The organism is Pseudomonas sp. XP2, from assembly GCF_053557975.1.
Map to the genome: position 1 here is coordinate 60,999 of NZ_JBNRIK010000016.1, position 22,168 is coordinate 83,166.

Annotated in this window: 25 protein-coding genes and 2 pseudogenes; 11 read left to right on the forward strand and 16 right to left on the reverse strand. The window is 58.5% G+C overall.

Translation table 11 applies throughout. The features are described from left to right. Nucleotides 1-3: 3 nt before the first annotated feature. On the forward strand, nt 4-294 hold the full coding sequence (locus ACK1VC_RS17810) for a DUF3509 domain-containing protein (RefSeq protein ID WP_016489056.1): 291 nt from the start codon (nt 4-6) through the stop codon (nt 292-294). 3 nt (nt 295-297) lie between these two features. Here the strand turns inward: ACK1VC_RS17810 and ACK1VC_RS17815 are convergent. The 6 genes and pseudogenes from ACK1VC_RS17815 to ACK1VC_RS17840 all read right to left on the reverse strand — a co-directional run. Beyond that, nucleotides 298-531 (reverse strand): annotated as a pseudogene (locus tag ACK1VC_RS17815) (phosphate-starvation-inducible PsiE family protein); the annotation flags it as partial. Between the two features lie 84 nt (nt 532-615). Further along, the gene (locus ACK1VC_RS17820) at nt 616-1,485 is read right to left on the reverse strand and encodes an RES family NAD+ phosphorylase (protein ID WP_191086962.1); all 870 of its coding nucleotides are present in this window, start codon (nt 1,483-1,485) and stop codon (nt 616-618) included. A 541-nt stretch (nt 1,486-2,026) separates the two neighbouring features. Then, entirely contained in the window at nt 2,027-3,703 is a 1,677-nt protein-coding gene (locus tag ACK1VC_RS17825) for a trypsin-like peptidase domain-containing protein (protein ID WP_449118004.1), read from the reverse strand. Nucleotides 3,704-3,904: 201 nt separating this feature from the next. Beyond that, nucleotides 3,905-4,861, reverse strand: coding sequence for a hypothetical protein (locus tag ACK1VC_RS17830; protein ID WP_191086964.1), 957 nt, complete (start codon nt 4,859-4,861; stop codon nt 3,905-3,907). A 183-nt stretch (nt 4,862-5,044) separates the two neighbouring features. Continuing rightward, nucleotides 5,045-5,482: a phosphate-starvation-inducible protein PsiE gene (locus ACK1VC_RS17835; RefSeq protein WP_232247562.1), complete on the reverse strand. Its 438-nt coding sequence runs from the start codon at nt 5,480-5,482 to the stop codon at nt 5,045-5,047. Nucleotides 5,483-5,624: 142 nt separating this feature from the next. Next, a pseudogene (locus ACK1VC_RS17840) lies at nt 5,625-5,873 on the reverse strand (phosphate-starvation-inducible protein PsiE); the annotation flags it as partial. Nucleotides 5,874-6,194: 321 nt separating this feature from the next. On the opposite strand from ACK1VC_RS17840, the gene ACK1VC_RS17845 reads away from it, so the two are divergent. Then, entirely contained in the window at nt 6,195-6,458 is a 264-nt protein-coding gene (locus ACK1VC_RS17845; protein WP_016489064.1) for a YebG family protein, read from the forward strand. A gap of 106 nt (nt 6,459-6,564) precedes the next feature. On the opposite strand, the gene ACK1VC_RS17850 is transcribed toward ACK1VC_RS17845, so the two are convergent. After that, entirely contained in the window at nt 6,565-7,584 is a 1,020-nt protein-coding gene (locus tag ACK1VC_RS17850; protein WP_016489065.1) for a Leu/Phe/Val dehydrogenase, read from the reverse strand. 123 nt (nt 7,585-7,707) lie between these two features. On the opposite strand from ACK1VC_RS17850, the gene ACK1VC_RS17855 reads away from it, so the two are divergent. After that, the gene (locus ACK1VC_RS17855; RefSeq protein WP_016489066.1) at nt 7,708-8,514 is read left to right on the forward strand and encodes a SirB1 family protein; all 807 of its coding nucleotides are present in this window, start codon (nt 7,708-7,710) and stop codon (nt 8,512-8,514) included. Here the strand turns inward: ACK1VC_RS17855 and maiA are convergent. Genes maiA through hmgA form a run of 3 tightly spaced genes read right to left on the reverse strand, consistent with a single transcriptional unit; the run spans nt 8,508 to nt 11,750 of the window. Further along, nucleotides 8,508-9,140: a maleylacetoacetate isomerase gene (gene maiA, locus ACK1VC_RS17860; RefSeq protein WP_016489067.1), complete on the reverse strand. Its 633-nt coding sequence runs from the start codon at nt 9,138-9,140 to the stop codon at nt 8,508-8,510. The genes ACK1VC_RS17855 and maiA overlap by 7 nt on opposite strands. Nucleotides 9,141-9,152: 12 nt before the next feature. Next, entirely contained in the window at nt 9,153-10,445 is a 1,293-nt protein-coding gene (gene fahA, locus ACK1VC_RS17865) for a fumarylacetoacetase (RefSeq protein ID WP_016489068.1), read from the reverse strand. A 3-nt stretch (nt 10,446-10,448) separates the two neighbouring features. Then, nucleotides 10,449-11,750 (reverse strand): homogentisate 1,2-dioxygenase, encoded by a 1,302-nt coding sequence (gene hmgA / locus ACK1VC_RS17870; RefSeq protein ID WP_016489069.1) that lies wholly within the window; start codon nt 11,748-11,750, stop codon nt 10,449-10,451. A 173-nt stretch (nt 11,751-11,923) separates the two neighbouring features. On the opposite strand from hmgA, the gene ACK1VC_RS17875 reads away from it, so the two are divergent. Continuing rightward, nucleotides 11,924-12,706 carry an IclR family transcriptional regulator gene (locus tag ACK1VC_RS17875; protein ID WP_016489070.1) on the forward strand — a complete coding sequence of 261 codons (783 nt, stop codon included), beginning with the start codon at nt 11,924-11,926 and terminating at the stop codon, nt 12,704-12,706. Nucleotides 12,707-13,092: 386 nt separating this feature from the next. Here the strand turns inward: ACK1VC_RS17875 and ACK1VC_RS17880 are convergent, their stop codons facing one another. From ACK1VC_RS17880 to ACK1VC_RS17895, 4 genes are all read right to left on the reverse strand, one after another. Continuing rightward, on the reverse strand, nt 13,093-14,004 hold the full coding sequence (locus tag ACK1VC_RS17880; RefSeq protein WP_060517420.1) for an SDR family oxidoreductase: 912 nt from the start codon (nt 14,002-14,004) through the stop codon (nt 13,093-13,095). Between the two features lie 114 nt (nt 14,005-14,118). Continuing rightward, the gene (locus ACK1VC_RS17885; RefSeq protein WP_016489072.1) at nt 14,119-15,024 is read right to left on the reverse strand and encodes an alpha/beta fold hydrolase; all 906 of its coding nucleotides are present in this window, start codon (nt 15,022-15,024) and stop codon (nt 14,119-14,121) included. Nucleotides 15,025-15,200: 176 nt separating this feature from the next. Further along, nucleotides 15,201-15,887 carry an LrgB family protein gene (locus ACK1VC_RS17890; RefSeq protein ID WP_191086966.1) on the reverse strand — a complete coding sequence of 229 codons (687 nt, stop codon included), beginning with the start codon at nt 15,885-15,887 and terminating at the stop codon, nt 15,201-15,203. Further along, nucleotides 15,877-16,263, reverse strand: a complete 387-nt coding sequence (locus ACK1VC_RS17895; protein ID WP_016489074.1) for a CidA/LrgA family protein — start codon at nt 16,261-16,263, stop codon at nt 15,877-15,879. The genes ACK1VC_RS17890 and ACK1VC_RS17895 overlap by 11 nt, the downstream gene beginning before the upstream one ends. Before the next feature lie 97 nt (nt 16,264-16,360). On the opposite strand from ACK1VC_RS17895, the gene ACK1VC_RS17900 reads away from it, so the two are divergent. Then, on the forward strand, nt 16,361-17,254 hold the full coding sequence (locus tag ACK1VC_RS17900; RefSeq protein WP_191086967.1) for a LysR family transcriptional regulator: 894 nt from the start codon (nt 16,361-16,363) through the stop codon (nt 17,252-17,254). 126 nt (nt 17,255-17,380) lie between these two features. On the opposite strand, the gene ACK1VC_RS17905 is transcribed toward ACK1VC_RS17900, so the two are convergent. Next, nucleotides 17,381-17,836: a flavodoxin gene (locus ACK1VC_RS17905; protein ID WP_060517417.1), complete on the reverse strand. Its 456-nt coding sequence runs from the start codon at nt 17,834-17,836 to the stop codon at nt 17,381-17,383. Between the two features lie 116 nt (nt 17,837-17,952). On the opposite strand from ACK1VC_RS17905, the gene ACK1VC_RS17910 reads away from it, so the two are divergent. Both ACK1VC_RS17910 and ACK1VC_RS17915 read left to right on the forward strand, forming a co-directional pair. Next, the gene (locus tag ACK1VC_RS17910) at nt 17,953-18,381 is read left to right on the forward strand and encodes a PAS domain S-box protein (protein ID WP_016489077.1); all 429 of its coding nucleotides are present in this window, start codon (nt 17,953-17,955) and stop codon (nt 18,379-18,381) included. A gap of 59 nt (nt 18,382-18,440) precedes the next feature. Beyond that, nucleotides 18,441-19,058, forward strand: a complete 618-nt coding sequence (locus ACK1VC_RS17915; protein WP_023047711.1) for a PilZ domain-containing protein — start codon at nt 18,441-18,443, stop codon at nt 19,056-19,058. On the opposite strand, the gene ACK1VC_RS17920 is transcribed toward ACK1VC_RS17915, so the two are convergent. Further along, complete coding sequence (locus tag ACK1VC_RS17920) at nt 19,043-19,978, reverse strand: MerR family transcriptional regulator (RefSeq protein WP_096426750.1); 936 nt, start codon at nt 19,976-19,978, stop codon at nt 19,043-19,045. The genes ACK1VC_RS17915 and ACK1VC_RS17920 overlap by 16 nt on opposite strands. A gap of 218 nt (nt 19,979-20,196) precedes the next feature. Here ACK1VC_RS17920 and ACK1VC_RS17925 point away from each other — a divergent pair, with 218 nt between their 5' ends. From ACK1VC_RS17925 to ACK1VC_RS17940, 4 genes are read left to right on the forward strand one after another with little or no spacing between them, the layout of a single operon-like run. After that, the gene (locus ACK1VC_RS17925; RefSeq protein WP_016489080.1) at nt 20,197-20,757 is read left to right on the forward strand and encodes an antibiotic biosynthesis monooxygenase; all 561 of its coding nucleotides are present in this window, start codon (nt 20,197-20,199) and stop codon (nt 20,755-20,757) included. Between the two features lie 33 nt (nt 20,758-20,790). Beyond that, a complete protein-coding gene (gene folM, locus ACK1VC_RS17930; protein ID WP_016489081.1) occupies nt 20,791-21,528 on the forward strand; it encodes a dihydromonapterin reductase in 738 nt (245 codons plus the stop codon). A gap of 9 nt (nt 21,529-21,537) precedes the next feature. Continuing rightward, nucleotides 21,538-21,834: a DUF1244 domain-containing protein gene (locus tag ACK1VC_RS17935; RefSeq protein WP_010955294.1), complete on the forward strand. Its 297-nt coding sequence runs from the start codon at nt 21,538-21,540 to the stop codon at nt 21,832-21,834. Further along, a complete protein-coding gene (locus ACK1VC_RS17940) occupies nt 21,827-22,168 on the forward strand; it encodes a HopJ type III effector protein (protein ID WP_016489082.1) in 342 nt (113 codons plus the stop codon). Before ACK1VC_RS17935 ends, ACK1VC_RS17940 begins: the two co-directional genes overlap by 8 nt.

Here is a 22,168-nt window from a genome sequence, read left to right on the forward strand (position 1 = left end):
GGCATGAATAACCCTTTCGACCGAATCAGTGCTGCCTTCGCCCCCGAATACCGGGTCAACCTGAGCATTGCCAACCTCGACGGCAGCATCATGCTCACCCTGTCGGACGACGCCGGCGTAGTCGCCAAGCGCCTCATCACCCAGGCCCAGCGCAACGACCCGGTGCGCCTGCAACGGGTGATCGACAGCATCCGCCTGGGCCTCGCCATCGAACTCAGCCAGAACCCCATGCAAGTGCTGGCCGCGCTGACCCGTGACGCCCGCCACGAGCCGCGCCATTTCGTTGCCAACTGAGGGCTACTTGCCCTCCTCCACGGTCTTGCCGTTGGCGTCCAGCACCTTGGTCGAGGGGTAGCGGTACGAAGCGTAGCGCACCACCAGGATCGAAAACGCCAGCAGCAGGATGCCCCCACACAGGTACAGCAGGCCTTCGTCCGGTGCCTTGTGGTGCGAAACATCGCCGATCAGCAGGCGGGTGAGTGCGGTGATGGCCACGTACAGCAGGAAGCGGATCGGCATGTGGTTGGTCTTGACCAGTCCTGCCGCCCAAAAATGTCATTTTTGATCGACCTCAGCCATATGCAGGAACTGAGAGATCTGATCGACGAAGCATTCTCACAGTCCTGGATGCCAAGGTGGCTCAAATCTGCAAGATATATTGTCTTCAATCTTCCCTTTCTCCCAGGCTAGTTGCCCTCCTGCAGTGATGCCTATGACATGCTCAGTTCGTGTAGTTTCGTAGAAGCCGAGTGCTAAGTGGCGTACCCTCAAACGGCGAGCAGCGACTACACTCCAAGAGTTCCAGAAGTCATCAGTCCGCACTGCAAAGTTTATTGCCCCATGTTGTCTAACACTGGGATAAGCGACTGCTGATATATTCCTATTTTTATTAAAGATTGATTCAGAAACAAATGATGAAATTAAATACTGCTCATCATCACCAACCAAGCACTTAAACAAAAATGCATCCGTTATTAAAAGAGATCGAGCTTGATCAGTACTACAGGCATTCAACATATTATTTATGGTAGCCGAAGCATCGCCGGATAGGAATCCTCTCCCTGTACGCTGAATTTGAAGCATTTCACCTATAGGGACAATCCTACAGTTAGCACCTTCTCGAATCCTCAGTTCAGAAAGCAAGACAACGTCGTCATTTATGTGAGTTTCACTAAACGCTGTTTCTGGCCTATCTGCAATGTAAAGAACCGGAAACCCTTCGGGATTGGCCCTACCCACGGAAGGTACACCGCCAACCCTCCATAGAAGATCTTGGACTGAGGACGGATAATTATTTTCATCAATTTTCCTCGCCCGCCTAAATACAGAGCCCGCACCGAAGTCCATACTAACCAGCGGATGTACTTGAACGAGGTCAGATATTAGCAAATGCTTTTTATCCAACGAGGCAGAGGAAAAATTTTCAATCCTATAAACTAGTTCATCGAGAGGCAACGGCGGAAATTGATCTGTAATAGTAGCCATATATAATTTTACTTTTTACCTATTCCATCACAAACAACCCTCACCGCATCACTAACTTTGCTGCAAGGAATATATTAGAAGCAATCCTAACCGCTAAAAACGACAATGAGAGGAAAAATAACGCCAAATAGAATGAACCATAAGCTTACCAGTCAGTAGGCCGCAGAGAAAACTGCGTTAGATAGGGTTTATTTGTTTCGATAAGCACATCCTAAAACCAGTGTAAGATACAGTTGTACCGATCAGACATGTGACTTAACAATAAGACATCTAAATATTCAATAGCCCTACCAAAGCTCACAATATAGAAGTGACCAGCATTTCTCGGCACAAAAACTAGCAGGGAGATTTCTACCCCCGAGAACAACATAAAAAAAAATAACAAAAGCCTTATCTAGGCTTTCGACAGACCACCACCACAAAAAAACAAAACTTCAATTCTTCAATTCTTCAATTCTTCAATTCTTCAATTCTTCAATTCTTCAATTCTTCAATTCTTCAATTCTTCAAAAAATATCGAGCAGCTAGTTGCCAAGGAGAACTAAACAGACACCTGCAGAATAGCTTTTTTATAATCCTCTAAAACCACTAGCAATTCGGAAACACAAATAAACCTGCTATGATCACAATAGTGACCGTCGTTGCCTTTAGCCACAACACCAACTAAATTATTATCCTCATCCAAAACTGGCCCGCCACTATTCCCTGCATAAAGCTCCTTATCTACTTCAAAATATTGAACACCCGACATTGAGAACTTATTTCTAACAACAACAGTTTGACGTCCAGCGTGCTGGGCCCCAAGCTTATCGTTCGGAAAACCTAAAACGCTCAACACGTCTCCGACATCAGCAAGCCTAGTAGATATCTCAAACTTCTCAAATACTAGTGATTCATCATTCAACTTCAGTATTGAAATATCTCTAGCTTTGTCTCGATATACCACCCCTGCATTGTACTTTTTCCCCCGAGCATTAGCACGATACACCTCAGATTCAGAAGTAAATCGGCCTGTAAATTCAGACACGTGAGAGCAAGTAACCAAAACATTATCGGCAACAAAAAATGCTGAACCTTGTCCAAACTCAAGATCAAGCTCCGTTTCGACAATCCAGCACCGTTTATCATACCAAGGGGTAGATCTTCTAAACTCCACCCCCCTACGGTTTTTAGAAACCCCGAGTGGGAGTTTGAAGTTCAAATCCAAAAAGTTAAATCTCATAGCCAATCGGCGATAAACTTCTGATTCGACACCTACCACTTGCTTAATAAACAGAAGTCTTCCATGCAGGTGGGCATCGAGTACTACCTGCACACCCGTGTCAGGATCTACAGGGGGATTACTGGCTGCAAAACGCTCCCTTGCAAAGCCTAAACCTTTCGTCTCTATAGAATGTATCATCGCACTTGTCTTACGAATATAAGACCGCTCGACATTGACCTTCTTATTAACCACAAGTCCTGTAACGATTTGCCGCTCGTATCTGCCTTGCAATCTAACCTTAGAAAGATTTATCCCAAACCCACAAGATTCAATTATAGTGACCAGAGGCCTACCACATTTAACGTAATAATGATTAGAAACGCCATCCCCCATCAAAACCGAAACCATATCTGGCGATATATAGTTCAAATCATCATAAAACGAAAAAGTTATATCATCTGCATACCTAGAATATCGAGCTCTATGCTTAATGGCAAAGGACTTCAACTGACGATCCAAACCCGAACATATCATATTAGATAACACGGGTGAGCATGGCGACCCTTGGGGGAGGATGCCATTTAAAGTACACAAGTGAGCGATTACGGTAGCTACTCCTGACTGCAGCGAATAAGGCTTAGCCATTAACAACCCACGAACACGCGGAAAAGTAATACTGGAGAAGAAATCTGATAGATCTAAATTAAAGACAAATTTTTTTCGCGTATGCTGTTTAGCATTTTCAACAATGGACCGACCTTTGATAAAGGCCATCGCCGATGATTTAGGAGTGTAAAGTTCATCCAGAAGTATCTTTAGACGCTCTTGAAGAACCTTTAATTGATCATGAGGAGCGGATATGACACGAACCCCTCCACTTTTCTTCGAAATTTCGAATGTTTTATAGTAGTCCGGGATGGGCTTGGAATAGTAATAGTAACGTATCTTCCCATAACTAGTCCCTAAAAGCCCTGCCAATTCGTCGACATCTATACTAGAATTCAGCTTACTCAAAAATGCCCCCGCTTGCACTTCACCCTATAGACTAGAGATAACTTAACATTCAGCACCTGAGATAACCCAGGGACTGTAGCCTGCAGCATTGTTGAATCGGGTCGCATTTTAACAACCCAGTTTAATCGCAAGCAGGGGCATTGCATTAACCTACCAAAACCTCATAGTAATGTCAATATGACACCTCTGCTACCTTACTTGTTACGAGATACGCTGAGGATGCTCATATTCGATGACATCCCACGGTGCATGCTTTACCTGAAAGTCATACTGCGTAAAGGGAATTTCGAAAGAAACGCCCAAGTAGTATGCAAATAGAATACGGTTGACATTCTGGGCAAGCTTGAATAGTGCAAATTTATTTATCTCCAAACTTCTTTCCAGCTGTTTGTCGCTAAACCATTTACGTTTAGACTTTTTGTGCTCCAACCCATGTTTGATCATCCAATCGGTCATGCATTGCGTCAGCTTTTTCCTGTGTTCTGGCTCATAAATTAAGCCGTGCCCATAAAAGGCATTACGCATATGCATAATCACATCTATTTCTTGGTCCAGATACTTCATAAACTCTCTAACTTTTCTGCGATGTTCAGGATCATTGTTTTTATCCTGACGCACAACCTTCCCAATTATCCTCTTGTACCCCTTACTCCCTAATTGACTATACTTGCCTCGGACATCAAGCGAGGCATTGGCCAAACACTCGATAGATAAAGCAAATAGCCCTAACGTATAAGGCATGTACATATCCGCCATCTGGACCCCCAAACAGTAGCTCGATAGGGATTTATGTATAAAATCATTCTTCCATTTAGGGTTTGACTTAAGCGGCCTTCGCTCTACTTTTCGGATATACTTTAAGAAAAGTCTTGTATTAAATGGCAGATCACCTCTCATGAATGAGCAGGTTGAATTCCTCACAGCATACGGATCCGTGGCTGACTCTCCAAAGTAAAGCGTCAACCACATCAATAACTGACAATCAACCTCATCACCATCTATCCGGCGTATCAGATAACCATAACCACTTTTCACCCTACAGTCGGCAAAGTCCAATTGATAGCTGGCAGATTTAAAACTGAAATCTATTGTACTAGGGCCATCTAAAATAAGTCTGCACATGTTAAAATGCGATAAATTCTCATTTACTCCTAGCATCAATCAAATTCCTTATTAATAGAGCACTTATCCACTCTAAGATCGCCCGCACACACCATATTCGCCAGTAAAAACCAAACTCACTAGCTAAAAAATCAAGATATATCTCTTTACAACCCTAATCTTTAACAAAATAAAAACAAAAACGCCGCTCGTAAGCGGCTAACTCTACCAAATACCTCGTCAGTCCGCTTTTTCTTTCACTGATGGGAATCGAGCAGAAGCATAACGTACGACGAGAATCGAAACGGAAAGCATTACCACCCCACCAGTAAGATAGAGAATGCCTTCATCCGGGGATTTGTGATGCGACACATCGCTAATCAGTAGTCGAATCAGGGCTGTAACCCCAATATAAAGCAAAAATCTGAGCGGCATATGATTTGTGCGAAAGTAGATTCCGCTCATCGCCAATAATTCGAGGTAGATAAACAGTAGTAGAATATCATCGACGGTGATTTTATCTTGATGAAGCATGTCAATGAATGTAGTAATCCCTGCGTAGACGGTAATCGCCCCGATGCCAAACAGAGCAAGATAATGGAACAGCTCAACACCGAGGTTCCCGAGACTGTTCGCTCCCGAATGTAGCCTCACCCGCATCCTATCTGCCCATCTCATATCTATCCCCTCATCTACACGCCAAATCGACAAAAATGCTTGAGTAGCAAATCAAAGCCGCGAGCACCACAAGCTATGCCATAACAAATTGATTTTGTTGGAATTTCAAGAATACCGAGGATTGAGGGAGTGTTAGTACCGTGTGGTTGGTCTTGAAGTAGATGCCGACCATCGCCCCCAGCTCCAGGTAGATGAACAGCAGCAGGATGTCATCGACACTGATCCCGCCCTTGCCGAGCATGTCCAGGAAGGTGACCACCGCCGCATAGGCGGTGATTGCGCCGATGCCGAACAGCGCCAGGTAATGGAACGCCTCGACACACAGGTTGCCCAGCGAGTCGGCCGAGCCGTGCAGGCCCTTGCGCAGTTTTTCTGCCCATTTGATGTTCACGATGTTCCATTCCCCGATACGTCTTGTAAGGATGATGCGTCACCGGTGTGACGCTTGTGCCATGCAGTTAAAGGGCCAGGCCCCTGTCTTGGAAGGCGACCGATTGCCGCAAGGCACGTCGGGGCGTGGCAAGAAGACGGGTCGCCTGGGCCGGCCCTTTCGCGGGTGAACCCGCTCCCACAGGTTCTGCATCTGCCTTGCAACCTGTGCTGCCCCATGGGAACGCTACAATTTCTACTTGCGAACCAACCAACATTGCCATTACTGTATATAAATACAGTAAATCGCAACGCAACCAGCAAAAAGGCATAGAGGTGATGAATGGCCGTCGAAGTGGTGTACCGCAGCAGCCGCGACCCGGAGCGCTTGTTTATGGATAAGGCCGAAGCAGACCGTCACGACAAGATGCTCGAACTGGCCGAGCGCCTGGCCGAAGTGCTGCACAAGGCGGTGCCGTCGCTGACCGAGCAGCAGGTTGAAGAAGCCGGTATCTACATGGCCAAGAACCGCGATGTGTTCGCCCGGGCGTTCAAGAGCCAGCCGGATGCGTTGGCCGAGTTGCTGGAAGGTGGCGCAGCCGAGTGACATCGGCGGCGCATGCTCCCACAGGGCCCCACTGCCTTCGAGGCTTGTGCAATACCTGTGGGAGCGGGCAAGCCCGCGAAGAGGCCAGCAAAGCCAGTATCAACCTTCAGCCATACAACAGCCGCTCCGCCAACATCTGCGCCACCCGCGCCGGCGAACGCTTTTCCGCCTGCGCATGGCCAAACACTTCGGTGAGCCGTGAAGGAATGCGCGCCAGGTGCGCGGTAATGGTGCCCAGGTCCTCGCCACGGTGGGTCAGCGCCACATAGATCAGCCCACCGGCATTGATCACGTAGTCTGGCGCATACAGTATCCCGCGTGATTCCAGCTGGTCTGCCACCTGCAAGGTAGTCAGCTGGTTGTTCGCCGCCCCCGCCACTGCCGCACAGCGCAGCTGCATCACGCTCTGCCCGTTCAATACCGGCCCCACACCGCAGGGTGCGAAGATATCGCAAGGGGTGCTGATCAATGCATCGTTGGTCACCGGTTTGGCATCGAACTGCTCCATCGCCAGCCGCACCCGACCTGGGTCCAGGTCGCTGACCAGCAGCTCCGCCCCCACCGCATGCAGTTGTTCCGCCAGCGCATAACCGACATTACCCAACCCCTGCACCGCCACCCGCAAGCCTCTGAGGTCATCGCTGCCCAGCCGGAACGAGGTGGTGGCGCGAATGCCAGCGAATACCCCCATTGCCGCATGCGGCGAGGGGTCACCCGAGGCCGTGGTGCTGGTTACGTGGGGGGTACTCTGGGCGATGCAGTCCATATCCAGGGTCGAGGTGCCGCTGTCTACGGCGATGATGAAACGCCCATGCAAGGTATCGATGAAACGGCCAAACGCCTCGAACAGCGCGGCGCGGTTCTCCACATGCGGGTTGCGCATGATCACCGCCTTGCCGCCACCCAGCGGCAGGCCCGCCAACGCCGCCTTGTAGCTCATGCCCTGGGCCAGGCGAATGGCATCCGTCATGGCGCTTTCATCATCGGCGTAGGGCAGGTAGCGGCAACCGCCCATGGCTGGGCCCAACTGCTCGCTGTGGATCGCTACAACCGCTTTCAGGCCCGTAGGTGGGTCATTGAACAGGTGCAGTGACTGGGTACGGGTGCTTTGCATCAGTGCGAACATCGACAGGCTCCCCACGAGGTGCTCCTTCCAGTATAGGCACCGGCCCGAAGCCGGGGTGGTCGCCGGACCACTGGACGAAACCGCCCGCCACGGCTAATACTCAAGCGTGTGTGGAGATACCCAATGAAGCCACGTCAAGCCTGCCTGGCCTGCCTGGAACGCGAGCCTGTCGCCCTGCTGGAAGCCGCCTTGTGGATTGCCGCCGAGCACGACCGCAGCGTCGAGCCCACAGACAGCCTTGCCATTCTGCATGACCTGCAGCGTGAGATCAGCGCCAACCTGCCGATGCTGCCACTGTGCGAACTGGCCCAACCACTGCTGCGCCAACTCAATGCCCTTGGCTTTCAGCAGGATGAGTACCACCCGCTGCGCCCGCAGGCTGCACTGATGGACAAGGTGCTGCAACGCCGCCGTGGCCAGCCGCTGACCCTGGCCATCCTTACCCTGGAGCTGGCCCGGCGCTTGTCCATCCCGCTGGAGGGCGTGGGCTTCCCTGGCCATTTCCTGCTGCGTGTGCCGGGTGCCGACCACCTGCTAGACCCCTGTGGTGGCCGACGCCTGTACCCCAATGATTGCCGTGAGCTGCTGGCCCGCCAGTTCGGCCCGCAGGTTGCGCTGACGGCAGAACACCTGCGCAGTGCCAGCCCGCTGCAGATGCTGCAACGCCTGTCACGCAACCTGCGCCAGTTGCACATCAGCAACGATAACCACCTGGCGGCCTTGATCGATGCCGAGCGGATCATGCAACTGGGCCCGGTGCAAGTCAGCGACTACGTGACCCGCGCCTCGCTGTACCAGCACCTGGACTGCCCACAGGCCGAGCGCTTCGACCTGGAGCATGCGTTACTGCTGACGGAAGACCCGGTCCAGCGCCTGAAGCTGTCCGAACGTATCGGCAAGCTTCCGACGGCGAACCGTTCGCTTCACTGAGCCGGGCTGTCGGGCTGCTGGGCAGGGTGGGCCTTGGCGAACGCCGGGTGCCCAGCTGCCAGTGCGGCAACCCGAAGGATGCGCGGGAAGCTGTCGAGGTCGACGTTGAAGCGTTCGGCGGCATACAGCTGGGGGATCAGGTAAACATCCGCCAGCCCGGGTTGGTCACCGAAACAGTAACCGTGGTCACCAACCAGTTGCTCTACTGCCGCCAACCCCTGGCTGATCCAGTGGCTGATCCACTGGTTGACCTGGCCCTCGTCCTGGCCCGCCTGGCGCAGCCGGTTGAGTACGCTGACGTTATGCAGCGGATGAATGTCGCAGCCGATGATTGCCGCCACGCCACGTACCTTGGCACGCGCTTCGGCCGTGGCTGGCAGCAGCGCAGGCTGTGGATAAACCTCTTCCAGGTACTCGATGATCGCTGGCGACTGCACCAGCAAATCGCCGCCATCGGTGCGCAAGGCCGGCACGCGGCCCTGCGGGTTGACGGCGACATAGCCCGCACCGCGCTGCTCGCCCTGCAGCAGGTTGACCGGCAGGGACTGGTAAGCCAGCCCCTTCAGGGCCAGGGCAATGCGCACCCGGTAGGACGAGGTGGAACGGTAATAGGTGTACAGCTCCATGCCCCTGCCTCCTCAGTTGGCTGCGATAACCGTGCCACGGCATTCGCCAAACCCGATGCTGGCCACGCCGTCACGCGTGCAGCGGGCACGCAGGATGATTTCGTCGCCGTCTTCGAGGAACTTGCGTACCTCGCCGCTGGCCAGTTCAATCGGCAGCTTGCCGCCTTCGGTGATTTCCAGCAGGCTGCCGTACGAACCCGGCGTAGCGCCCGACAAGGTGCCCGAACCGAACAGGTCGCCCGACTGCAACTGGCAGCCATTGACGCTGTGGTGCGCCACCAGCTGGGCAACGGTCCAGTACATGCTGCGGGTGTTGCTCAGGGTCAGGCGGTGCGGGGCAACGCCCTGCTCGCGCATGCGCTCGGTCAGCAGCAGCACTTCAAGTTCGATATCGTATGCACCGGCGGCCTGGTCGCGCTTGTCCAAAAGGTATGACAGCGGCTGCGGGTCGCCTTCCGGGCGTGCAGGCTGGGCGCAGCGGAAGGGCTCCAGCGCTTCGGCAGTGACCACCCAGGGCGAGATCGTGGTAATGAAGCTTTTGGACAGGAACGGCCCCAATGGCTGATATTCCCAGGCCTGGATATCACGCGCCGACCAGTCGTTGAGCAGGCACAGGCCGGCCACGTGCTCGGCGGCGTCGCCGACCGGGATCGCCTGGCCCATGTCATTGCCCTGGCCAATCCAGATGCCCAGCTCCAGTTCGTAGTCCAGCCGCGCGCAAGGGCCAAAGCTCGGCTCGGTGTGCCCGGCCGGCAAGGTCTGGCCCTTGGGCCGGCGCACGTCGGTGCCGGACGGGCGGATGGTCGAGGCGCGACCGTGATAACCGATCGGCACGTACTTGTAGTTGGGCAGCAACGGGTTGTCGGGGCGGAACAGCTTGCCCACGTTCTTGGCGTGCTCGATGCCCACGTAGAAGTCGGTGTAGTCACCGATCTGCGCGGGTACATGCAACTGGCAGGCGCTGGCCGGGTACAGCGCGGCCTGCAGCGCAGCCTGGTGTTCGCTGTGTTCGCCAAGCAGCACCTGCAAGCGCTCACGCAGGGCGACACGGGCGCTGCGGCCCAGCGCAAAGAATGCGTTCAACGCCCCACCACGGGTGGCTTCGACGGCGGCCTTGGCGGCGCCGTCGAACAGGCCGGCGGCCAGCACCGCCTCCAGGTCAAGGATCGCGTCGCCGATGGCCACGCCACAGCGCCTGGCTTCACCCGGCCGGCTGAAGATACCCAATGGCAGGTTCTGCAGCGGGAAATCGCTGTGCCCGTTGGCATGCTCGACCCAGCTACGGGCATTGGCAGTGTGGTTCATGGGTTATCTCCGGTTCGGGTTGAAGGTGCTCGGCAAGGTGGCCCAGCAACTGTCGTAGTCGGCCTGCAATTGCGGGCATTCAAGGGCTTGCTGGCTCGGGCGCAGCACTTGGCTGGTCTCGAACATGAAGGCCATGGTGTTGTCGATCTTGTGCGGCGCCAGGTCGGCGGCAATGGCTTTTTCGCAGGTTTCGGCATCGGGGCCATGGGCGCTCATCACGCCGTGCAGCGACGCGCCACCGGGCAGGAAGCCCTCTGCCTTGGCATCGTAGGCACCGCTGATCAAGCCCATGAACTCGTTCATCAGGTTGCGGTGGAACCATGGTGGTCGGAAGGTGTTCTCGGCCACCATCCAGCGTGGCGGGAAGATCACGAAGTCCATGTTGGCCAGGCCGTGCACGCTGGTCGGCGAAGTCAGCACGGTGAAGATCGACGGGTCCGGGTGGTCGAAGCTGACCGTACCAATGGTGTTGAAGCGGCGCAGGTCGTATTTGTACGGCACGTTGCTGCCGTGCCAGGCAACCACATCCAGCGGCGAGTGCTGCAGTTCGCAGCCCCAGTGTTCGCCGAGAAACTTCTGCACCAGCTGCACCGGCCCTTCGGCCTCTTCGTAGTGCGCCACCGGGGCAAGGAAGTCGCGCGGGTTGGCCAGGCCGTTGCTGCCGATCGGGCCCAGCTCCGGAAGACGCAGCGGTGCACCGTGGTTTTCGGCGATATAGCCACGGGCCTGGCCGTCGAGCAGTTCGACGCGGAACTTCATGCCACGAGGGATCACTGCAATTTCCAGCGGCTCGACCTCCAGCACACCCAGTTCGGTGGCAATGCGCAGGCGGCCCTGTTCGGGCACCAGCAGCAGTTCACCATCGGCGTTGAAGAACACCCGCTCCATGGAACGGTTGGCGCGGTAGATGTAGATGCTCACGCCGGCCGGTTTCTCCGCGCTGGCGTTGGCCACCATGGGCAGCCAGCCTTCGATGAAGTCGGTCGGCTCGGCAGGCATCGGCTGGGGGCTCCAGCGCAGGCGGTTGGGGTTGATGGCCCCCAGCGGCCCGCTCAGCGGCTGGCGTGCCAGGCGCTCGAAACGCGGGTGCAATGCAGACGGGCGAATACGATACAACCAGGTACGGCGCAGCTCGCTGCGGGCCATGGTAAACGCGGTGCCCGAGAGCAGCTCGGCATACAGCCCGTAGGGTGCCTTCTGCGGCGAGTTCTGCCCGACCGGCAGGGCACCTGGCAGCGCTTCGCTGGCAAACTCATTGCCGAAGCCGCTGAGGTAGTGAAGGTCGGGTGATGTGTCGCGATTCATCGATGCCTCCGGGCTCTGGTCGAGCCATTGCGGGCAGCTGGCTGCTGGCCCGATGCGGGTGACAGCGCGTCTGCATTGTTTTTATCGTAATCAGATTACGAATAACGTAATTTGCTACGCGCATGGCGTCAAGCTATAAAGGCGCGACTCGACGAATCCGGAAGCAGATGTCCATGACCAAAGCCAGCTCCTCCGCCGACAACGGCAAGCAGAAAGTTCGCTCGGCGGAGGTTGGTACAGACATCCTCAAAGCCCTTGCCGAGCTCTCCCCTTCCACCTCGCTGTCACGCCTGTCAGAACATGTGCAGATGCCGGCGAGCAAGGTGCACCGCTACCTGCAGGCACTGATTGCCAGCGGCTTTGCCGAGCAGGATGCAGCCACCAACCATTACGGCCTGGGCCGCGAGGCACTGCGGGTGGGGCTGGCGGCGCTGGGCAGCATTGATGTGTTGAAAATTGCCGCACTGCCGCTGTCGCAACTGCGCGACGAACTGAACGAGAGCTGCTTCATCGCGGTGTGGGGCAACCAGGGCGCCACCGTGGTCAGCATTGAACCCGCGGTGCGTGCAGTGACTGTGGTCACGCAGATGGGCTCGGTGCTGCCGCTGCTCACTTCGTCCACAGGCCTGGTGTTCGCTGCCTACCTGCCTGAGCGCGAGACCCTGGAGTTGCGTGATCGGGAACTGGCTGCCCTGCAGCAGCGTGCAGACGATTACCAAGCAGTACTGGCGGGCATCCGCGAACGCGGCCTGCACCATGTGCACGGGCTGCTGATGCCGGGCGTGGATGCGCTGTCGGCGCCGGTGTTCAACGCCTTGGGGCAGATTGCTGCCGTAATGACCGTGGTCGGGCCGACATCGATCTTCCATGCCGACGAGCACGGTCCGGCGGCGCAACGGCTGCTGGCGGCAGCGCGGGAAACCAGCTGGCGGATGGGCTATTCGCCTGCTGCCTGAACGCCGGCGGCACTATTGCCCGATACGTAAAGGTGAATGTCATAAGCCGCTATTTTTCCTACCGGATCAAGCGCTTATTCTTTACTCACTGGCCGGCATGAAGGGCTCTCCCCCCGCCTTTCATGCCGGCGAGGTTCACCGACGTAGATTTTGAAGCTCCTTGATCTGACGTCTCGATTGGCCGCTGCGGCTTGCAGCGGCCTTTTTTTTGCCCTGAACAACATGCGCTCTCGACTGGCTGACGCGGCCCCTGTGGGAGCGGCCTTGTGTCGCGATCGGGCTGCAAAGCAGCCCCGGCAATTTATGCAGTGCGGCTGATATCCTGGGGCCGCTCTGCGGCCCAATCGCGACGCAAGGCCGCTCCCACAAAGTACCCTGCAAGCTCTCTACAGCGGGTACTTCTGCAGGTTCGCCATCATCTGCTGCAGCGCCTGCAAACTGTCCTGCGGATGCACTGCCCGCTCAAAGTCACCGATCCGTGCCCAGTTCTCGGCCACCTGCTCCGGGGTAAAGCCTTCGCGCGGATCGAAGCCCACCCCCAGGCTGCGCTCCCAACGCACCTTGCCCACCCAGCCGCCGCCTACTTCGAACAGCTCACCGGTGCCCTGGCACTGCTCGCTGCCCAGGTACACCACCAGCGGGCTGACCAACTCGGGCTTGAGCCGCTCGAATACCTGGGGCGGGATCAGACCTTCGGTCATGCGCGTGCCACCGGTGGGGGCGATGGCGTTGACCAGGATACCGTGCTTGCGCCCTTCGATCGCCAGGGTGCGGGTCAGCCCGTACAAGCCCAGCTTGGCCATGCCGTAGTTGGCTTGGCCGAAATTGCCGTAAATGCCAGAGGTAGAAGCGGTGAAGATCACCCGCCCCCAGTTCTGCTCACGCAGGTGGGGCCAGGCCGCGCGGGTGACTTTGTAGGCCCCTTCAACGTGCACCTGGTAGACCTGCTCCCAGTCGCTGTCGTCCATCTTGTGGAAGGTCTTGTCACGCAGGATACCTGCATTGTTTACCAGCACGTCGACCCGGCCGAAGCTGTCCAGGGCCTGCTCGACGATACGTGCACCCTGGCTGACCGAATCGTGGTTGGCGATGGCGATGCCACCGGCGGCGCGGATCTCTTCCACCACCCGGTCGGCGGCCGAGGCGCTGGCACCTTCACCGTGGGTAGAGCCGCCGAGGTCGTTCACCACCACCTTGGCGCCACGTGCGGCGAACAGCAGCGCATGGGCACGGCCGAGGCCACCGCCGGCTCCGGTGACAATCACCACGCGATCTTGCAGACGGACAGGCTCGCTCATGCTCATGGCTCCAGGCAGGTTCAGGTAAGCCGAGTGTCCGCCGCAAGCAACGGGCGGACAACAAAGCTCACGCAGGCTGAATGCCTGGCAATAACGCAGGGCGATGCGGCCCGGTCAGGACCACGCCACTTTCTGCGGATAGAAGCTCACAGGCTGCTCACGAAAGGCCAGGTAGTGGCGCAGCACCTGGGCTGGCGCTTCAGTGTGCGGGTAATGGCCAATGCCCGGTAGCTGCACGGTGTCCGGTTCCGGCACCAGTTGCCGGTAGCGCTCAAGCATGTGCGTGCCGGAAAGCGGGTCGACCACGCCATTGATCAGGCGCAGTGGCACGCCTGAGCGCTGCATCGCCCCGACCCAGCGCTCGCGGTGCAATCTGCGCTCGGGCATATAGCCCACCAGCTTGTGCAGGATGCGCGTCCCCCGGTTGGCGGCAATCAGGCTCCAGAAATCATCCAGAGCACTTTCGCTGGGGTGGGTGCAAGGGCCGTAGACCTGCGTCACGTTGCGCACCAGGTCATCACGCCCGAACGAACGCCCCACCAGCCAGCCGAACCGGCTGAGTAGCAGCTTCTGGATCAGCAGCATGCGGCAGCTTTCGGGGAACAGCCCGCTGTTGAGGAAAACGCAGCTGGCAACCTCGGCACGCTGTTCATGGTGCCGTGCCAGCAATTCCTGGGCGACGCTGCCGCCGTAGTCGTGGGCCAGCAGGTGCACCGGCTGGTCGACCTGCAGGTGGCCAAGCAAAGCCTCCTGCAAGTCCGCCTGCTCCATCAGGCTGTAGGCGTGATCGACCGGCTTGGCCGAATCGCCAAAGCCCAGCATGTCGCAAGCGATCACCCTGAAGCGTTGGCTCAAAGGCCCCCACAAATAGTGCCAATCCCAGCTGGCGGTGGGGAAACCGTGTAACAGAAGCAGGGGCTCTCCTTGCCCTGCGGTCCAGTAGCGGATGCTCTGGCCCCGGAAAGTGAAACTCTGTCCCCGGGTACGCCAGACGCACAATGGAATTTCGGCCATAGGCATCAGAACGGTCCCGGTGATTTGGTGTTGGCGGAATAGGGCAAGGCTGCGGTCATTGCATGTCACCTCGGCACATACATGTGCTCTCTATGTCGAGGCAGAGTCTAGCCAGCAGGCCATGGGCTGAAACTTGCGTTGCCAGCCAGCTTGATGACTGAGCGAGTCAGTGGCACGAACGGTCAGAGCAGCATGGCCAGCAGCGGTGCCGCGAACAGGTTCAACAGCCCCGTCAGGACCATGACCAGCCCGGCCACCGAGCCTTCCTCGCGGCCTACCTCCTGGGCCCGGCTGACCCCGGCACCATGCGCGCCAACGCCGAACAGCGCACCCCGTGCCAACGGCGTGCGCAGCGGCAACCAGCGCAGCAGCACGCCACCGAACATGGCGCCGAGCACGCCGGTGAACATCACGAACACCGCCGTCAGCTCTGGCACCCCACCCAGGTCATGGGCCAAGGGCATGGCAAACGGCGTGGTGATCGAACGCGGCACCAGCGACAGGCTGGTTGCGTTGTCCAGCGCCAGCAGGTGCGCAAGGCCCCATGAGCTGGCGATCGAGGCACTGCTGCCCGCCACCATGCCCACCATCAGCGCCGGCCAATGGCGCGCCAGCATGGCCCGCTGCTGCCAGATCGGCACCGCGAAGGCCACGGTCACCGGGCCGAGCACGCTCATCAACCAGTGGGTGTTGCGGGCATATTCGGCATAGGCTGTATGCAGCGGCACTGGCACCGCCAGCAGCAACACTGGCACCAGGATCAACGGCGACAGCAGGTAGCGCTTGCTGCGCCGGTACAGCCAGCGGCTGCCCAGATACGCCAGCAGGGTCAGGGCCAACCAGAACAGCGGCATGGGTTCAAGGCTCATGGCGCAAACTCCAGCGGCACACCAGCTCCACGGTCAAAGCAGTCACCACCATCACCATCAGCGTGCTCACGGCGATCACCAGCAAAATGCGCCAGCCCTCTTCACGGATGAGCGAACCGTAATCAAGCAGGCTCATCAGCGCCGGGATGAAAAACAGCAGCATCTCAGCCATCAGCCAGCCAGCGCCCAATTGCAGCATGGCCGGCTTGAGCACACCCGAAGCGAACAGTATCAGCAACAGTGCCAGGCCCATCACGCCACCGGGGATCGGCCAGCCCAGCCAACTGGCGAGCTGGCCGCCGAGCAGGAACAAAGAACAAAGGATCGCCAGCTCGACAAGCAGGCGCAGGGCTTTTTTCATTAACGCGGGTTTCATGGTGCGGATTCCTCGACAAGCCCTCATTTTAAGATTCGGCTGCCTAGGCCAGAAGCGAATTGTTAGACTGGTCGCCATTCCATAATGGAATCCGAGCATGGAATTCAAACAACTGCGCAGCTTTATCGAAGTGGTCCAACGCGGCGGTTTTACCCAGGCGGCGCAATCCCTGCACATCAGCCAGTCGGCGGTGAGCAAGCAGGTAGCACGGCTGGAGCAAGATGTGGGCCAGCCGCTCCTGGAGCGCCAGGCCTCGCAGCTGCACCTGACGGCTGCCGGGCGCATTGTGCTGGAGCGCGGCGAGGCCCTGCTACGCCAACGCCAGGCACTGCTAAATGAACTCGACGACCTAAGCCAGATGGAGCGTGGCGAGCTGCGCCTGGGGTTGCCGATGCTGGGCAGTGACGCCTTGTTCGCCAGTTTGTTCGCCGAGTATCGGCGGCGCCACCCGAACATCGCGATCCAGTTGCTCGAAGGTGGCAGCCGTAACGTGGAGCAGGCGGTGAAGAGTGGCGAACTGGAACTGGGCGGCAGCCTGACGCCTAGCGACGAAACGTTCGACTACCAGCCGTTTTGCAATGAACCGCTGGATGCCCTGCTGCCGGCTGGCCATGCCTTGGCGGGCCTGGACGGGGTCGACCTGGGGCAACTGGCCGATACGCCGTTCCTGCTGTTTCAGCGCAGCTTCGTGCTCAATGACCGGCTGCTGAAGGCGTGCCAGCAGCAAGGGTTTATCCCGAAAGAAGGCGGCCGCAGTGGCCAGGCGGATTTTTTGGCAGCGCTGGTGGCAGCGGGCCAAGGCGTGGTGTTGCTGCCCCGGGTGGTGGCAAAAGCGCTTGAGCGCCCTGGGGTGATGCGTTTGCCGCTGCGTTCGCCGCAGGATTTGCGGTGGGATATTGCCTTTATCTGGCGGCGCGGGGCGTACCTGTCACGGGCGGCGCAGGCGTGGTTGGCGTTGCTGCGCGAGTGGCCGATGCCGGGCAGTAGCTAATGCTTGAGCCTGTGCCGGCCCTTTCGCGGGTGAACCCGCTCCCACAGGGACACCACAGTTTGGGAAAACTGCGCCCTCCATGTGGGGTTTACCCGCGAAGAGGCCAGGACACGCGAACATGCTCCGTCAGGCTTTCAACGCTTGAAGCAGCCCCGCCAACCACGGTTCGGCATCGGCTTCCGGGGTCACCGTCTCGCTGGCATCCAGGCGCAGCATCGGCTGCACTTCGCGCACGCCCAGCTCGGCAAACAGCTCGCGCATTTGTTCGCCACCACCACAGTAGGTATCCCCATAGCTGGCGTCACCCAGCGCAATCACTGCACCCGGCAGGCCACGCCAGGCCGCAGGCAGGGTGTCACGAATGGCGCTGTACAACGGCATGAGGTTGTCCGGCAGCTCGCCCATGCCGGTGGTCGAGGTCACGGCCAGCAAGGCGTCTGGGGCAAAACCTTCAAGGTCCTGCAAGGTGGCACGCGCCGCATGCCAGGCCTCCAGGCCTGCTGCCTTCAGCAGCGATTCGGCGTGACGGGCGACTTCTTCGGCGGTGCCATAGACCGATCCGGAAATAATGGCGACTTTCATCGGGTAGAGGATTCCGAAACTGAGTGAAAACGTAGGATACTAGCATTCAGCGCTGGCAAAAGGCCGCCTCTACCAAAGTCGCCGCCTTCAGCCTTTCTTTGCTCAATGGCCCAGACATGATCAACGCGCAATTGCTGCAATCGATGGTCGATGCGTCCAATGACGGGATCGTGGTTGCCGAACAGGAAGGCGACGACACCATCCTGATCTACGTGAACGCCGCCTTCGAACGCCTGACCGGCTATAGCCGCGACGAAATCCTCTACCAGGATTGCCGCTTCCTGCAGGCCGACGACCGTGACCAGCTTGGCCGTGCCCGCATCCGCAGGGCCTTGGCCGAAGGCCGCCCCTGTCGCGAAGTGCTGCGCAACTACCGCAAGGATGGCAGCGCGTTCTGGAACGAGCTGTCCATTACACCGGTAAGGCTCGAAAGTGAACGGCGATCCTATTTCATCGGGATTCAAAAGGATGTCAGCCGCCAGGTCGCACTGGAGCGCGAACTGGCCGAGCTGCGCGCTAGCCTGCTACCCGACGAACGCGCCTGAACCAAGTACGCCACGCACGGTCAATACCGTTGAAGAAATCGCCACCACCGAGTTCGATCATGCAAGCAGACGCGCTCCTGACCCAGGACGAGCTGGATTTCATCCAGAGCATGCAGCATTCGCCACAGTTGAACCTGGCCGACTCGATGTCGAGCCTGCTGGTCAATGGCGACCGTCGCATCCAGAGCTTGCTGACCCGCCTGGTGGCCAACGAACAAGTGACTTTGCAGGCCCAGTTCAACAACCAGCAGATCAGCTTCCCGCTGCAGTTGGTGGAAGATGAGTTCCACGCCTTGCATCTGCAAGTGGGTTCACCGGAAATCTACGAAGACGGCCCCATGCTGCGCGCGTGGCGGCTGCCGATGGATACGCCCAGCCCGTTGCTCGACAGCCATGAGCAGCAAAGCGGCCTGTGGGTCCGCGATATTTCGTTCAAAGGTGTACTGGTTGAGATCCGCGGCTTGCCAACAGCGCCCACCCGTTTCGAGTTGAACTTCGCACCGGGCGACATCAGCCCGATCGAACTGCATGGTGTGCTGGGCCGGCGCATCGGCCCGGACCTGGCAGCCTACGACCTGGGCCAGAGCCCGGCAGAAGAGATCGACCGCCTGCGCGACTACATCCTCCAGGCCCATCGCCGGGCGCACCCCGAACTGCACACTCAAGTATCGAGCTGACCGGCCAGAAACTGCCGCAAGCGCTGGCGCATCACACTACCTTGCGCCCCCAGACAGGCGATCTGGCTGCCTGCCAGGTGGTCCTGTGCCACTTCTGCAGCTTCGCCGGCCAGCAACAACGGGCATTCCAGTACCGCAGCCATGCGCACCAGTCGGCGGGTGAGTTCAGCCGTGGGTGGGTGGTGGGAAAACAGCACCAGGGCATCGGGTTCCAAGCGTTCGCAGACGAGCGCCAGCTCCTGCAGCGGCTGCCCGCTTGCCAAGGGCGTCACGCCAATCTCGTCGCTGCCCAGGCTCAGGCCGGTCACCAGTAATTCCAGTTCGTGGCATTGCCCTGGCAACGCTGCCAGCAGCACTGTGCGGCCACGCGGCACATGGGCGAGCTGCAAACGGGCGAATACCCGGCCACGCAAGAACTGGTCAAGGAACAGCCACTCGCTGGCCTGCCCATAGACGCCCTGCCCGGCCGCCAGGTCGTGCCAAACCGGCATGAACACCTCGGCGAACACTTGGTCCAGGGTGTTGGCAGCAAACACCTCGTCGAACAGCCGGTCCAGGCCGGCCATGTCAAACCGCTGCACGGCCTGACGCGCCTGGTGCTGCCAGCGTAACCAGGCGTCCGTCGCCCCGCTGACCTGCGCGGCAAGGGCATGGCCGCGAGCGAGGATGCTGCCCACTTTGCTCACCGCTACGCCGCGCTCAAGCCAGCCGAGGATACGGCGGATATCATCGATGTCCGCTTGGGAATAAAGACGGTGGCCACTGTCGGTGCGGGTTGGCTGAATCAGCCCGTAGCGGCGCTCCCAAGCACGCAGGGTCACGGCGTTGACACCCGTCAGTCGGGAAACTTCGCGGATCGGAAACAGCTCCTGCTGCTCAAGAGCCACTTCGATCAGCGGATCACGTCCATGTTCGTTCATCTGCACGGCGTACCCTGAGTGCGGAAGTTGAGCGCTCATTCTACTACGCCGACACCGATCGCAGGGTGCAACCGTTTGCCGGCTGACATTTGCCGAAGATCACACAGGCGCGATAATCCGCGCCCGATTCTTGCATGCACACCTGCGTTGCCCACCACCCCGGGCCACGTAGCCAAAGGGGCCAGCTACCCGCCAGCCCCGTTGCCAGGAGATACACGATGTCTACCCCACCCGTCACCTTGATGGTGTCGCGCCGCGCCGCCCATGGCCGCTACCAGGACCTGCTGGCCTGGCTGCATGAAGGCGAGCAGCTGGCCACCGACTTCCCCGGCTACCTCGGTTCCGGCATCCTCGCCCCGCCCGCCGATGGCGACGAATTCCAGATCATCTTCCGCTTCAGCGACGAACCCACCCTGCATGCCTGGGAGCATTCCGCCTCGCGCCGGGCCTGGTTGCAGCGCGGCAACGGGCTGTTCGAGCGCCCCAAAGAGGCGCGCGTCAGTGGTATCGACGACTGGTTTGGCACCAATACGGTGCAAAAACCACCGCGCTGGAAGCAGGCCGTGGCCATCTGGCTGGCATTTTTCCCAGTCTCGCTGGCGTTCAATCTGCTGTTCGGCCCCTGGCTGGCGACGCTGGACATGCTGCCCCGGGTAATGCTCAGTACCTTGGCCCTGACGCCGCTGATGGTGTACCTGTTCATCCCCCTGTCCACCCGCCTGCTGGCCAGTTGGCTGCATGCCTCCCCGGCCACCACTGGCGCCTTGCGCAGCCGCTGAACCCAGGCCATACAACAAGGAAACAGTTCGGGTATGCTGGGCGGCAACCAAAGGACAGACAAGTTGACCGCCCCGAACATGAACAGCCCCATTCTCGTAACCGGAGCCAGCCAGCGCGTCGGGCTGGCCCTGGCCCTTGAACTGGCACAGGCCGGCCATACGGTGGTCAGTGCCAGCCGCAGCGTCCATCCACAGACGGCCCACCCGAACATCGTGCACTTTCAGGCCGACCTGTGCCTGGCAGCCGATCGCCAAGCCCTGATCGATCACCTGCATACCCATTACGACGGCCTGCGCGCCATCATCCACAACGCCTCGCTGTGGCTCGATGACGGGCTCGACAACCTCGAGACCATGTTCCGCCTGCACGTTGAAGCGCCCTACCACCTCAATCTGGCCCTGGGCGACCTGCTGGCCAAGGTGGACAAAGCCGACATCATCCATATCTGCGACGAAACCTCTTCGCGCGGCAGCAAAAGCCACATCGGCTACGCTGCCACCAAGGCTGCGCTGCAGAACATGGTGCTGTCGTTCGCTGAAAAATATGCGCCCAAGGTGCATGTGAACGGTATCCTGCCCGGGCTGCTGATCCTCAAGGAAGGGGGCGACGAAGCCTACCGCCAGCAAACCCTTAAAAAGGCCCTGCTGGAGTTCGAACCCGGCGCCGGCCCACTGATCGAGACAGTCAAGTACCTGCTCGCCAGCCAGTACAGCACTGGCAGCCAGGTGGTCATCAACGGTGGCCGCCACTTGAAGAACCGCATGATCTGAGAGAAGCCCATGACCCCACAGCAACAGCTCGAACTCGAAGCCGCCGCGTTCCGGCGCCTGGTCGAACACCTGCAAAAGCGCACCGATGTACAGAACATCGACCTGATGAACCTGTCCGGTTTCTGCCGCAACTGCCTGTCCAAGTGGTACAAGGCCGCAGCTGACGAGCGCCAGCTCGACCTGAGCCTGGATGACGCCCGTGAAGCGGTGTACGGCATGCCCTACGCCGAGTGGAAAGCCCAATACCAGAAAGAAGCCAGCGCCGAACAACAAGCGGCGTTCGAAAAAGGAAAACCTCGTGACTGATCTGAACACCCTGCGCGCCAGCCTGGCCAGCGGCCACCATGTATTTGCCGATACCTTGGCGTTCATTGCCGACAATTACAGCTATCAGCCGCAGGCCTTCAACAACGGCGGCGTGGAGAACGCAGCCGGGCAAAACGAAGGCTCGTGCAAGACACTGGGCCTGGCGTTGCTGGAAGGGCTGAGCGACCAGGAAGCGCTGCTGGCCTTTGGCGAGCACTACCGTGATGTGCTGGCCACGCCTGAGGGCAGCGACCATGGCAATATCCGTGCGCTGATCGAGCATGGTTTGGCCGGTGTGAAATTTGCCGGGCAGCCGCTGTCGCGCAAGCCGTGA